Origin of the sequence: Symbioplanes lichenis (assembly GCF_030709675.1) — a bacterium.
Taxonomy (GTDB): Bacteria; Actinomycetota; Actinomycetes; order Mycobacteriales; family Micromonosporaceae; genus Actinoplanes; species Actinoplanes lichenis.
In genome coordinates this window covers 155,190-168,486 of sequence record NZ_JAUZQD010000004.1, presented here as the reverse complement: position 1 = coordinate 168,486, position 13,297 = coordinate 155,190, and the positions used below count along the sequence as shown (strand labels likewise).

General features: G+C 74.1%; 10 protein-coding genes. 3 read left to right on the top strand and 7 right to left on the bottom strand.

What is annotated here, in order from left to right; translation table 11 throughout:
- Positions 1-34 precede the first annotated feature (34 nt).
- Positions 35-964, top strand: a complete 930-nt coding sequence (locus tag RAN62_RS10985; protein WP_305784452.1) for a diacylglycerol/lipid kinase family protein — start codon at positions 35-37, stop codon at positions 962-964.
- A 106-nt stretch (positions 965-1,070) separates the two neighbouring features.
- On the opposite strand, the gene RAN62_RS10980 is transcribed toward RAN62_RS10985, so the two are convergent.
- Positions 1,071-2,105 (bottom strand): cellulose binding domain-containing protein, encoded by a 1,035-nt coding sequence (locus RAN62_RS10980; protein ID WP_305784451.1) that lies wholly within the window; start codon positions 2,103-2,105, stop codon positions 1,071-1,073.
- A 167-nt stretch (positions 2,106-2,272) separates the two neighbouring features.
- Between RAN62_RS10980 and RAN62_RS10975 the strand changes: the two genes are divergently transcribed.
- Together RAN62_RS10975 and RAN62_RS10970 are read left to right on the top strand one after the other, a co-directional pair.
- A complete protein-coding gene (locus RAN62_RS10975; protein WP_305784450.1) occupies positions 2,273-4,045 on the top strand; it encodes a rhamnogalacturonan lyase in 1,773 nt (590 codons plus the stop codon).
- Between the two features lie 34 nt (positions 4,046-4,079).
- Positions 4,080-4,973: a phosphotransferase family protein gene (locus tag RAN62_RS10970; RefSeq protein ID WP_305784449.1), complete on the top strand. Its 894-nt coding sequence runs from the start codon at positions 4,080-4,082 to the stop codon at positions 4,971-4,973.
- Between the two features lie 115 nt (positions 4,974-5,088).
- Here RAN62_RS10970 and RAN62_RS10965 read toward each other — a convergent pair whose 3' ends face one another.
- The 6 genes from RAN62_RS10965 to RAN62_RS10940 form a co-directional block, all read right to left on the bottom strand.
- Positions 5,089-6,045 carry an Acg family FMN-binding oxidoreductase gene (locus RAN62_RS10965; RefSeq protein ID WP_305784448.1) on the bottom strand — a complete coding sequence of 319 codons (957 nt, stop codon included), beginning with the start codon at positions 6,043-6,045 and terminating at the stop codon, positions 5,089-5,091.
- Between the two features lie 84 nt (positions 6,046-6,129).
- Positions 6,130-6,567, bottom strand: coding sequence for a hypothetical protein (locus tag RAN62_RS10960; RefSeq protein WP_305784447.1), 438 nt, complete (start codon positions 6,565-6,567; stop codon positions 6,130-6,132).
- 32 nt (positions 6,568-6,599) lie between these two features.
- Positions 6,600-6,929 carry a hypothetical protein gene (locus tag RAN62_RS10955; RefSeq protein ID WP_305784446.1) on the bottom strand — a complete coding sequence of 110 codons (330 nt, stop codon included), beginning with the start codon at positions 6,927-6,929 and terminating at the stop codon, positions 6,600-6,602.
- A 14-nt stretch (positions 6,930-6,943) separates the two neighbouring features.
- Positions 6,944-7,624 (bottom strand): Crp/Fnr family transcriptional regulator, encoded by a 681-nt coding sequence (locus tag RAN62_RS10950; RefSeq protein WP_305784445.1) that lies wholly within the window; start codon positions 7,622-7,624, stop codon positions 6,944-6,946.
- A gap of 44 nt (positions 7,625-7,668) precedes the next feature.
- Positions 7,669-10,239, bottom strand: a complete 2,571-nt coding sequence (locus RAN62_RS10945) for a helix-turn-helix transcriptional regulator (RefSeq protein ID WP_305784444.1) — start codon at positions 10,237-10,239, stop codon at positions 7,669-7,671.
- A 151-nt stretch (positions 10,240-10,390) separates the two neighbouring features.
- A complete protein-coding gene (locus tag RAN62_RS10940) occupies positions 10,391-13,039 on the bottom strand; it encodes a helix-turn-helix transcriptional regulator (protein WP_305784443.1) in 2,649 nt (882 codons plus the stop codon).
- Positions 13,040-13,297: the final 258 nt, after the last annotated feature.

Genomic DNA, 13,297 nt, shown 5'->3' with positions numbered 1-13,297 from the left:
GGCGGTTCTCCCGCGGCCGGTAGGCTCGGCCGTGATGCGAACCAAGCGGGAGCTCACCGAGGCCATCCACCGCGACCGGCGGGCCGCGCTCGTGGTCAACGCGCACTCGCGGCGCGGGCGGCAGTTCTACGACCAGAGCCGGGAGCGGCTGCTGGCGGCCGGGTTCGAGCTGCTCGGCGACCATCCGCTGGAGCAGCCCCGGGAGCTCGAGCGCACCATCGACGCCGCGCTCGCCACGGGGGCCGACCTGCTCGTTGCGGGCGGCGGCGACGGCACGATCAGCACGGCCGGGCGCATGCTCGCCCACCGCGACGTCGCCCTGGGGCTGCTGCCGCTGGGAACGACCAACAACTTCGCGCGTACGGTCGGCGTGCCCCTCGACCTCGACGAGGCGATCACCACGCTCACCCACGGCACGGTGGTGGACGTGGACCTGGGCGTCGCCGGGGACGAGCTGTTCACGAACCACGTCGGCATCGGGCTGTCCGCCGAGATCATGGTCTCCGCCCCGCCGAAACTGAAGCGGGTCGTGGGGCGCCTCGCCTATCCGGCCACCGCCCTGGCCCTGCTCGCCCGGCACCGCCCGATGCGCGCGACCGTGCGCGCCGACGGCCGCGAGACCGTCTACGACACCCACCAGCTGTACGTGGCCAACGGCGGCTTCCACGCCGGGCGCCCCATCACCGCGGATGCCGGGGCGGACGATCGGCTGCTGGTGGCGTACCCGGTGGGCGGCCCGACTCGCGGCGGCCTGCTCCGCGAGACGGCGCGCAACGCGGCAACCGGCCATCGCCGCACGTTGCGCACCGACCCCTTCCTGGCCACGGGCGAGGTCTGGCTCGAAACCGACCGCCCCGCCCGCGTCGAGGTCGACGGCGAACCCCGCGGCCACACCCCCATCCGCATCGGCCTGGCCGCCAACGCCCTCCGCCTCATGGCCCCGCCCGGCACACCCGACCACTGAGCCGCGGCCGGGCGCGCCGGACCGTGCGCTTCGTCCGCGCCGATCCCGCACACCGGCGAGGCCGCGCGGCCGGAACCATGCCGCGCGGCCGGAACGATGCCGCCGGTCAGGGCAGGACGGCCTGGACGGCCGGGAGCCAGCGGGCGGCGATCTTCACGTTGCCGGCGTCGCCCGGGTGGACGCCGTCGTAGGTGTCGGTGGCGGTGTTGAAGCCGGTCCACTGGTCGACCACGGTGATCGGGGACGTCGCGGTGGTCAGGCCCGCGGCCCACGCCGGGATCGCGGCGTTCAGGGCGACCACGCGCTGGGCGCATTCCGTACAGGTGGCGGGGTTCATGGGGATGATCTGGGCGACGATGATCTTCATGGCCGGGTTCGCGGCGCGCATCTGGGCGACCAGCTTGGTGAAGGCGGCGAGGATGGTCGCGGGCGGGATGTTGCTCCACACGTCGTTGGTGCCGAGGTGCATGAGGACGACGTCGGGATCCGTGGCGGCCAGCCAGCCGGGGAGCAGGTCCTGGTTGGCGATGTTGGTGGCGAGGTAGCCGCCGTGGCCCTCGTTCTCCCCGTCGTACGCGAACCCGCAGCCCTGCCCCGGCAGCGTGCCCACGAAATCGACCTCGTCGGCCGGGAGTTGCTGCCACAGCAGGGCGCGCCAGCAGCCGGGCGAGCCGGTGATCGAGTCGCCGAGCGGCATGATCTTCACCGGGGCGCCGCCGGGCGGGGGAGTGGTGGGGTCGGTGGGCGTCGTGCTGCCGGTGCACAGTGTGCCGTTGACGGTGAAGGACGCGGGCGCCGCGCCTGAGCCGGATCCGTTGAAGCCGATCGTGGTCGTGGCGCCGGTGGCGAGGGATCCGTTCCAGGCGGCGTTGCGGACGGTCACGTTGGCACCCGACTGGGTGTGGACGCCGTTCCACAGCTGGGTGACGGTCTGCCCGCCCGGGAACGTGAAGGCGAGGGTCCACGAGCTGACCGCGTCGCCGAGGTTGGTGATCGCGACCGAGGCGCCGAATCCGCCGGGCCACTGGCTGGACACCTGATAGTCCACCTTGCATCCGGCGGCGGCCTCGGCCGGGGTGGCGACCGCGACGGCCGCGGCGCTGAGGGCGAGGACGGCGGCGAGGGCGGGGAGCGTTTTCATCGGATCCTCCCGAGGCGGGGAACGGTCGGCCGCAGCATGTCATGGAAGCGCTCCCAGAGTCACCATTGCATTGACAACTGCAAATTTCCTGCACATTTCCGCATCTTGACGACACGGTATCGGGAGCGCTCCCATGTAACGACGACCGTCTATGTGGAGGACTGACCATGGCTCGTCACGCCCGATTCGCCACGGTGGCCACGGTGCTGCTCGCCGCGGGCCTCCTGCAGGCGGTGCACGCCCTGCCCGCCCAGGCCGCCCGGCAGGCCGAACGCCTCGACCGCGGGCTGATCAGCGTCCGCTCCGGCTCCGGCAACCTGGTCAGCTGGCGCTCGCTGAGCAGCGATCCGGCCGGCGCCGGCTTCAACGTCTATCGCGGATCGACGCTGGTCACGGCCACCCCGGTGACCGGTTCGACCAACTACCTCGACGCCGGGGCGGCGGCCGGGGCCGCGTACACGGTCAGGGCCGTCATCAACGGCAGTGAGCAGGCCGCCGAGGGTCCGTCGCTCAATTTCGCCAACGGCTATCTGGACGTGCCGATCCAGAATCCCAACAGCAGCCTGTACGCGGCCAACGACGCGAGCACCGGCGATCTCGACGGTGACGGCAAGCTCGATCTCGTGCTCAAGTGGGAGCCGCTGAACGCCAAGGACAACTCCCAGTCGGGCGTCACCGATCCCGTTTACGTGGACGGCTACAAGCTCGACGGCACCCGGTTGTGGCGCATCAATCTCGGCCGCAACATCCGGGCCGGGGCGCATTACACGCAATTCCAGGTGTACGACTACGACGGCGACGGCGACGCCGAGGTGGCCATGAAGACGGCCGACGCCACCGTCTCGGGCACCGGGCAGGTCATCGGCAGCTCCGGCGCCGACTACCGCAACTCGAGCGGCTACGTCCTGACCGGCCCCGAATACCTCACGATGTTCGACGGCCGGACCGGCGCGGCCCTGTCCACGGTCGACTACGTGCCCCCGCGCGGCACCGTGTCCAGCTGGGGCGACTCGTACGGCAACCGCGTCGACCGCTTCCTCGCCGGCACCGCCTTCCTCGACGGCGCCCGGCCGAGCCTGATCATGGCGCGCGGCTACTACACCCGGTCGGTCGTCGTGGCCTGGGACTTCCGCAACGGCACGCTGACCCGGCGCTGGACCTTCGACAGCAACAGCTCGACCAACGGCGGCACGGCGGGGCAGGGCAACCACCAGCTGTCCATCGCCGACGTGGACGCCGACGGGCGCGACGAGATCATCTACGGCTCGCTGGCGATCGACGACAACAGCAACAAGCTCTGGAACACCACGTACGGCCACGGCGACGCGCTGCACGTCGGCGATCTGGATCCGAACCGCGCCGGGCTCGAGGTGTTCAAGGTCGACGAGGACTCCAGCAAGCCGTCGTCGTGGTTCGCGGACGCGCGTACCGGTCAGATCATCTGGTCGACGCCCGCCAACGGGGACAACGGCCGCGGCGTCTCCGGCGACATCTGGGCCGGCAGCCCCGGCGCCGAGTCCTGGTCGTCCGCGGCCGACGGCGTGCGCAGCCCGTCCGGCGCCGTGGTCGCGAGCCGCAAGCCCAGCTCCACCAACTTCCTCGTCTGGTGGGACGCGGATCCGGTCCGGGAGCTGCTGGATCAGACCCGCATCGACAAGTACGGGACCAGCGCCGACACGCGCCTGCTGACCGCCTCGGGCGTGCACTCCAACAACGGCACCAAGGCCACACCGTCGCTCTCCGGCGACATCCTCGGCGACTGGCGCGAGGAGGTCATCTGGCCGACCACCGACAACACCGCCCTGCGCATCTACTCGACGCCGATCGCCACCAACCGGCGGATCACGACCCTGCTGCAGGACAGCCAGTACCGCCTGGCGCTCGCGTGGCAGAACACCGCCTACAACCAGCCGCCGCACCCGAGCTTCGCCATCCAGTGAGGCGCGCTGCCCGGGGTTTCGGCACACTGGCGCCATGGAGATCGCCGGACGCCTCGCCGAAGCCCTGGGCAGCACCCTGATCGGCACCCGTACGCTCGCCGGCGGCTTCTCGCACGAGACGGCGCTGCTCACGCTGGCCGACGGCCCGGTGGTGGCCCGTGTCGGCGGCGGCGACCCGGCGATCGAGGCAGCCGTGATGGACCGGGCCCGCGCGGTCGTCCCGGTGCCCGAGGTGCTGCTGGTCGAGGAGCACTGCATGGTCATCGAGTACGTCGCCGGGGACCCGCTGAGCGAGGTGCTGGCCGTCGGCCGGGGCGACCTGGCGGCACTCGGCGAGGTGGTCGGCGCCACGATCGCGCGCGTCGGGACGATCCGGCTCGACCGCCCCGGCTTCTTCACCGGCCCGGAGCTGACCGTCAAGCCCGAGGAGCCGTGGTCGCAGCAACTGCCCGGGATGGCGCAGTGGTGCATGGACCGGGTCCCCGAGGGGCGGCTCGACGACCGGACCCGCCGGGAGTGGATCCAGTTGTGCACCGAGGAGGCGCCCCGGCTGGCCGATGTGGATACGGTTGCCCGGCTCGCGCACGCCGACGTCAACCCGAAGAACATCCTCGTGGCCGGCGACGGCACCGGCTGGCGGGTGACGGCGGTGCTGGACTGGGAGTTCGCGTACTCCGGCTGCCCGTACGGCGACGCCGCCAACATGGTCCGCTTCGGCGGCGACTATCCGGCCGGCTTCGTCGCCGGGTTCGAGGCGGGTTTCGCCGGCCACCAGCCCGCGGATCTGCCGCTGCACGAGGACTGGGCGCGGATCGGCCGGGTGCTGGACATGTTCGCGCTCAGCGACCTGGTGACCCGGGCGCCCGGCCACGTCGTCGCCGATCAGGCCGCCGCCGTCATCACCAGCCGCACCCGCGCCCGGCGGTGATCACGCTCACAGCCGCGCAACGAAAGATCCTTTGGCGCACACCTGGGTTGCGAACGCCCTCCGGGGAACCCGAGCGGGCGGCGCGCCGGGATCCGCGCCGCCCCTCTTCCGTCCTTCAGGACACGATCACGTCGTCGACGCTGCGGCGCGGGGCCGGGCGCCCCGGGGTGCCGTACCCGATGCGCAGCGCCATCTGCGGGACGCCGGAGCGCCGCAGCGCCCGCCGGAGCTGCTCACGGGCCGCCGGCACCTCGATCGGCTGGGAGATCATCGAGGCGGCGAGCCCCTCGGCGGTCGCGGCCAGAAGCACGCGCTGCAACGCCTGCCCGGCCACCACCTGGTCGTACGGCTGGTCGCCCACCGTGCCCAGCACCGCCACCAGCGGCTCAGGCTCGAAGTCGCGCCCGGGCGCGCGGTGCCGGCTGCCGAAGGCGCGCTGCGGCAGCAGATCCTGCGGTTCCGGGTACGGCGCCCCGGCCGTCACCGGCACCCCGTCCGGCGCGGTGGTCGTGTGCGCCCACGCCGACAGCTCGGCCTGATAGTGCAGGTCCCGGCGCAGCACCCGGTCGGCGCTGGTGGCTATCTCCGCAAACGCGGCCAGTGCGGTCATCCCGGCCAGCAACTCGAGCCAGGCCCCGGCGCCCCGGGCCTCCTCCAGCATCCGCATCCGCGGCCCGGCCGGCACCGGCGCCGGCGCGAACGGATCCCGCTGACTGCGCCGCCGCGGAATCGCCGCCGCCAGCTCCACCTCCGCGTACGTGCCCGGCCGCGGCGCCCCGGCGACCAGCCGCGCGATCACATCCCGATCCGAGCGGTCCGGATGCACGACCACGTCGGCGGGCTTCCCGGCCGCCGCCAGCGCCAGCCGCGCGTTGCAGGCGGCCGCCCCGCACGCCAGCCGCACCGCCCACCCCGTACTGTCGGCCACCGCAAGCTGCCGCGACCGATCCGCCAGCACCTCGATCGAACCGTCCCGCAACCGCACCCGCCACGGCTGACTGTTGTGCAACGAAGGCGCCCGCACCGCCGCGGCCGCCGCCAGCCTGAGGTCGGTGTCACGAAACGAGAACACGGCATCCTCCCGGGGACGAACTGGATCCCTCCACCCTCCCCGCCACCTCCCTGATCGGGCAGAGTCGAACGTCCCGGAAAGTCCTCAGCCCCACGCGCCGAGGTCATCCCCGGACGTCGCGCGCCGGATGGCCCGGACGTCCCGGCGATCCTTCGGCCTGTCCAGCGCCTCCTTGTAGCGCAACACGTCACGGAGGCGGGCGAAGGGCAGCTCGTCGATCACTTCGGCGTTCTCGATCAGCTCGTTGACGTCCCAGTCCTCGGAGATCCATCCGGCCGAGAACTGGATCTTGCCGCCCCAGAAGACCGCCATGGGCGCGCCGTTCAGATCTCCGTGGGTCGGCACCCCGTGCTGGGAGACGATGTCCCATGCGCCGCGGCGGGCTATGACGTCCAAGTCCCGGATCTCCCGGCGCAGGCCGTGCGCCAGTAGTGGCCCGCTGCCGAAGATGACGAAGTCGCGCCGGTCCAGACCCAGGACCGCGACGAGGTGATTCAACCGGAGGACCAGCCTGTGGCGCATGAGGCCAACCGTGGAGTCTGCCGGGTCCATGGTCAGCCCTCGTCGCTTCCGTCGGGCGGCCTGGTGGCGGTGCTTCCGGGCTCGGGCTCTGTGTTTTCTTCGGCCGGTGCGGTCTCCGGCGCCGCGCGGGTCGCGCCGGCGATCTCTCCTTCGAGCCGGCCGAAAGCCTCCAGGATCCGGGCCGCCTGTAGGGGTTCAGGGTGCCGGAATGCCCGATCCAGCCGCTGGTTGCGATACCTTTCCGCGATCCAGACAGACAACATCGGCGCCACGGCACGCAGGAGAGCAGGAGCTGTGGCGATCAGCAGAAGGATGAGCGCAGACACCCAATTGGCGCTATGCAGAACACTGAGTGTCGACATCTCCTCCTCCTCTGTCAGGAGACCGTGAGATTGCCGTCGGCGATGTCACGCAGTGCCGCATGCCGCGCGACGGAGATCGACTGGCGTCCGGTCGTGACGATCTCCGAGGCCTTGAACCGCGCGATGATCTTCTTGACCGAGTCGAGCTTTCGCGCTCCGATCAGGGCGGCGAGGTCGTGCTGGCTCAAGCGCAGAGTTGTGCTGCCGTCCGCACTCGTCTCACCCAGTCCAGCCTCGAGGAGCTCCACGATCCTCTTGGCGAGTTGCTGTTCGACGGCCAGCTCGGACTCGACATGGCGCATGGTGGCCCGGTCCGTCATGTCGTCGGTCATGATGAGCAGGGCATGCATTGCGCGAGGATGCTCGTAGAGGAACGTCAGCCATCTTTGCCCCGGCAGGTACAGGGCCTCGACATCGCTGAATGCCAGGATGCTCGCCATCCGCGGCTTCTTCCGGATGACCGCCATCTCGCCCACGATGGCACCCGGACCGCGGATGTCGATGATGCGTGGCGGGGTGCCGCGGACGGCTTTGACGTGCCCCTTGGTGATCAGCAGAGCGAAGTCGCCGACCTCACCCTCCAGAAAGAACGGTTGGCCGGCCGACCGCTGGATCCGGTAACCGATGGTCTCCAATCCGGCGAGCTCCTCCTCAGTAAGGAGGGGCACGGCGCCTTCGAGAAGAGGTTCTTCCATGTTGGTGAGTGTATTGCTACACGCAGCAGAAGGCAATGATCCGCTTAGATATCGTCGACGACTCCGGGGAGCTGGGAGCGGCGGGTGACGCCGAGGACGGGGTAGGCGCGGCTCAGGTGGATGCCGATCGTGCGGGCGGACAGGCCGAGGCGGGCGGCGATCTGGGGGTTGGTCAGGCCCTGGGCAGCCAGCGCCACCACCTCGCGCTGCTGGGGGGTCAGGCGGGCGCCCGGGGCGGTGCCGGGGCGGGGCGGGGGTGCGGCGGCGGCGAGTTCGGCGGCGGCGCGGTCGCGCCAGGCGGGGAGGCCGGCGGTGGCGAAGGCGTCGCGGGCTTCGGCCAGGAGGGGGCGGGACTCCGCGGGGCGGTGGCGGCGGCGGAGCCAGGCGGCGTAGTCCATGGCGGCCAAGGCGCGTTCGACCGGCCAGCGGGCGGTGGCGGGATCGGCGAGCGCGCGGCGGTAGTGGTCCTCGGCGGCCGGGTTCTGCTCGGCGAGCAGGGCGACGGCCCGGTGCCACAGGGCGGTCAGGCGGGCCGCGCGGAGGGCGTGCACACGGGGCGCCGCCGCGTCGACCAGGGGGGTGATCGCTGGGCCCCGGTTGAGGGCGACGGCGACGCGGGCGAGGTCGGCCAGGCCCAGGTCGGACAGGCGGTGGTGGACCGGGTCGCCGGCGGGGGAGTAGAGGCGGCGCAGACGGTGGTACGCCAGGTCGTGCTCGCCCGCGATCCAGGCGGCCAGGCCCCGGGCGCGGTGCAGGCGCATCTCGTGGGCGGCGTGATGGACGGGCTGGACGGCGCCGAGGGCCGCGCGCAGCCGTTCCTCCTGGTCGGGGTCGCCGCGCAGGACGGCTACCGAGGCGAGCGTGGCCAGGGCGCCGGCGCGGGTGTCGGTGCGGTCCGTGGTGAGCGCCTGCTCGGACAGCGTGCGTGCTTCGTCGTACCGGCCGCCGTCGAACGCCACCCAGGCCAGGCCGCCGAGGGCGAGCGGGCGGTTGATGCCGCCGGGCGGGGCGAGGGTGTACGCGCTGCGCAGGTGCTCCTCGGCGAGCCCGGTGTCGTGCCGGGACAGCGCCATCGTGCCCAGGATCATGGCCCGCATGTCAGGCGCGAGGGAGCCGCCAAGGGAAGGCGCGAGGGAGCCGCCAGGGGAAGGCGCGAGGGAGCCGCCAGGGGAAGTCGCGAGGGAGCCACCGGTAGGCGGATTGGATGCGACAGGGTCTGTGGTGGACACCGTTCGTGCCCACGCGGTCAACAGGGGAGCCGTCGACCGGCCGGAGGCGAGCAGGTCGTGCACCGCCGTCAGGGAGGGGCCGTCGCCACGTAGCCACAGGGCGCGCATCAGCGGCGCCAGCTCGGCGGCTTCGATCGGGCCGGTGCGCGTGACGGCCGGGGAGCCGGCGGCGAGGACGGCGGCCTGCGGACCGGCGGTCAGGGCGTGCGCCCACGCGGGCTCGCCGGCCAGGTGCGCGTTGTGCGCGGCGTGAAGCCGGTCGCGGTGCGCGGCGTCCGGGTCGGGACTGCGCTCGGCGGCGGCCGCCAGGGCGTACGCGCCGGTTCGCAACCAGCCCGCCCGCGTGAGCCGGTCGCCGGCCCGGCGCAGCTCCGCGACCAGGCCGTCGTCCAGCGCGGATCCGGCCCGCGCGGCGTGCCAGGCCCGGGCGGCACCGCGGGGGAGCGCGGCGGCCAGCTGGAACCGGGCGTCACGGATCAGGTCGAGCCCGGCGCGGTCGATCACGGCGGCCCGGACGACCGGATGGGTGAAGCGCCGCGCGGGCCCGGGGCGCAGGACGCCGTCCGCGGCGAGCCCCTGCCACACCTCGGGCCGCACCAGCGTGGCGAGGACCCGGGCGGTCGCGCGGCCCGGTGTCTCGGTGGCGAAGGCCGCCAGGACGGCCGCGCGGAGGCGTACGGGATCCAGGGTGCCGACCGTCGGCGCCAACGCGCGCCGCAGCCGGGGCGGGACCGGCAGCTCGGTCGCGGTGGGCGGGAGCTCGCCGGGCGGGGGCAGGTTGCGGGAAAGCTCGGCGAGGGCGAGCGGGTTGCCGGCACTCTGCGCGAGCACCAGGCGCCCCCCGGGATGGTCCCGCAACTCCGCCACGAGCCGCTCGGCATCGCGCCGCCCCAGCGGTCCGAGAGCAATGGGCCGCCAATCCGACCCGGGCGCAACTGGATGCCAGACAGGCTCACCCGGATGCACGGCTGACGCCAGGACAGGCACCGAGCGCTGACCGAGCACCGCCGCCCGCGACACGGTGTCGAGGCGATCCAGGTCGTCCACGCACCACAGCCAACCGGCGCCGAGCCGATCGGCCAGCTCCCGCACGGCGTCGTCGAGCGGCCCGGGCTCGGCGCTCGTGGCACCCATCAGCCGGGCGAGCGCCGGCGGCAGCGCGGGCAGCGGCATCAGCAACCGCTGCAACCCGGCACCCGGCAACGCCTCGTCCCCCGGCAGCGCGCGCGTGGCGAGCACCGTGCGGCCGGCGGCCGCGCTGCGCCGGACGGCCTCGGCCAGCACGGTGGACCGCCCGGTGCCGCGGGGCCCGTGCACGAGGATCCAGCCGCCGTGCCGCAGCGCGTCATCGATCCCGGCCAGCTCCCGGGCACGTCCGGCGATCACGCCCGCACCACGGCGCGGCCGGCAAAAGCAGCGCGGCCGGCAAAGACAGCGCGGCCGGCAAAGACAGGGCGGCCGGCAAAGACAGGGCGGCCGGCAAGAGCAGCGCGGCCGGCAAAGACAGGGCGGCCGACGACAGCCGCGCGGCCCGCGATCACGTCTGCTCCCGCGCCATGACGCCGAGCTGGGTCCGGTTGGCCACGCCGAGCAGCGGGAAGATGCGGTAGAGGTGCGACCCGACCGTACGCGGCGACAGCCCCAGCCGCTCGCCGATCTCCCGGTTCGTCAGCCCGTCCGCCGCCAGCCGCACGATCTGCACCTGCTGCGCGGTCAGCCCCGCGAACGGATCCTCCCGCGACGTCTCGGCGCGCAGCAGCCCCCGCACCCGGTCGACCCAGCCCGCGGCGCCCAGCCGCTCGAAGGTCTCCAGCGCGTCGAGCAGCACCTCCCGTGCGCGCCGGGTCTGCTGGGCGCGGCGGAGCCGGTCGGCGAGCTCGACGGCGAGGACCGCCCGCTCGTACGGCCACCGTCCGGATCCGGCGACGACCGGAGCGAGCGCCGTGGCGGCCGCGGCGGGATCCTCGTCGAGCAGGGCGGTCGCCGCCGCCAGCCGGGCGTTGATCCGGGCCGTCGGCGTGCGGGTCGCGTACCGGTGCCGGGTCTGGTCGATGATCCTCGCGGCGGTCGCCCGGTCCCCGACACGCGCGGCCGCCGCGGCCAGGTCGGGCAGGACGAGCAGCTGCCACGGGTGGCGCAGATCGCCGTCGGCGCCGCAGGCCTCGCGCAAGAGCTGGTAGGCCCGGTCGTGGTCCCCGTCCGCCGCCGCGGCGAGCCCCTGCGCCCACCGCATGCGCACAGCGAAGACCGGCACCTCCAGCATGCCGGGCAGGGGACGCAGCGCGGCATCGAGCTCGGCGTCGGACACCGCACGACCCCGCCCGTACGCGATGACGGCCAGCTGCGTGTGCGCCCCCGCCCGGATCAGCGGCGCCTCGGCCGTGATCGGCGCGGCGAGCAGCGGCGTGACCACCTGGTCCGCCTCGGTCCAGCGGCCGAGATCGATGAGCGCCCACCCGGCGGCGCCGGGCGCACTCAGCAACGCCCCGATCGCCGTCCCGCCGGTGACCGCGGTGACCGCCGGCCCGAGCAGCCGCAGCGCGTGCTCGGGCTCGTCCAGCAGGAGCGCGGCGGCACCCGCGGCGGCGGCCGGATAGACCTCGTGGGCCGTCTTCGGATCCCCGACGGCGAGCACGGCATCCCGGACCCTCGGGCCGGGATCCAGCAGCGCGATCGGGAACAGGGTCCGCAGGTCCGTCTCCAGCCCCCGCACCGCGGCGCCGAACGCCGTGGCCAGCGGGCCGTCGCCCAGCAGGAAGATCGGGAAGGCCGCCGTGCCGGCCAGCTGGGCCAGGAGCGCGGGATCCGCCGCGCTGCCGCCGGCCTCCGTCAGCGTCCGGACGAACAGGTGCGCGGCGGCGCCGGGGTGCCCGCGCATGACCAAGGTCCACGCCGAGAGGATGGCGATCTTCCGGGCGAGTTGCGGATCGGCGCCGGCCGAGGCCCGGTCGAGGAGGCTGCCCGCCCAGCGCACCCGGCCCACGGCCGAGGCCCGGTCGGCGGCCCGGAGGAGGACGGCCGGCCGCTGCTCCGGATCGAGCAGGGCCGCCGCCTGCTCGAGCAGCCCGATCGCGGTCACCGCCCCGGCCCCGTCCAGCCGGTCGGCGGCCTCGATCAGCTCGGCGGCCAGCGCCGGATCGGGATCCTGGGCGGCGGCGGCCCGGTGCAGAAGCGCCTGCCGGGGATCCACGGTGACGCCGGCGAGATCCAGATGCGCCCGGCGCCGCCCCTCCGGGCCCGCCGCGGCCAGCACCGCCTGCTCGACCAGCGGATGCCGGAACCGCACGGCGAGCCCGGCCGCGCTGACCAGCCCCGCCTCCTCGGCCGGCCGCCACGCGGACCCGTCCGCCGCCGGGTCGGCCCGGGCGATCACGGCCAGGTCGCGCTCGCCCGCCGCCGCCAGAGTCAGCGCCCGCAGCGTCGCCTCGGGCAGCGCCCGCACCGCCCGGTCGAACAGCTCGTCGCCCCGGTCGGCGATCACCTCCGGCGTGGCGCTCAACTCGCGCAACGCCAGGGGGTTGCCCGCGGCTCGGCGCAGCAGCGCCGGCCGGTCGGCCCCGGCCGGGGCGGCGGGGAGGCGGTCCAGCAGGCGGTCGGCGTCGGTGTCGGCCAGCGCGCGTACGGGCACCGCCCGCACCAGCTCACCCAGGTCCCCGGGCATCCGCTCGGTCCGCGCCGCGAAGAGTGCCACCACCGGCGCCTGGCGCCACGTGATCACGGCCGCCAGCGTCAGCAGCAGGTCGAAGGTCGGCGCGTCGACCCGGTCCACGTCGTCGGCGACCAGCACGACCGGCCCCCGGTCGCCGGCCAGCCGGGTGAGCGCCGCGCACAAGGCGGAGCGCAGCGCGAGCAGGTCGACGCCGTGTTCCTCCCCGGCGAGGGCCGCGCCCAGGGCCCGGCGCTGCCCGTCCGGCAGGCCGTCGACCACCGCGGCCGGGACGTCGGCGAACAGAGCGCGCAATCCCGCGTACGGACCCCCGCCGCCCCCGGTGACCCGCAGGACGACGTGGTCCCGCCCGGCCGCCTCGCCCGCGAACGCGTCGACCAGCGCCGTCTTCCCGATGCCGGCCGCCCCGGTCAGCACGGCGGCGGTGCTCTCCGGCCGCGCCGGGTCCAGCAGCGCCACGAGCTCCGCCCAGACCGCGCCCCGCCCGACCAGCCCGGGAGCGTCCGGTTCGCCCACCACCGCCGCCTCCGCCCCTGCCGTCCGTCGCGGCGTACCAGTCTGCTGCAGCCCGTTGTGGATCACCAAAGCAGCGGGCGCGGATCACACAAGCAGAGAGCGGGCGCGGATCACACAAGCAGAGAGCGGGCGCGGATCACGCAAGCGGAGGGGCGGGCGCGGATCACATAAGCAGAGGGGCGGGCGCGGGTCACGTAAGCGGAGGGCGGGGAGCGGGTCGAGAAAGCGGAGGGCGGGTGCGGAGAGCGGAAGCGCAGGACG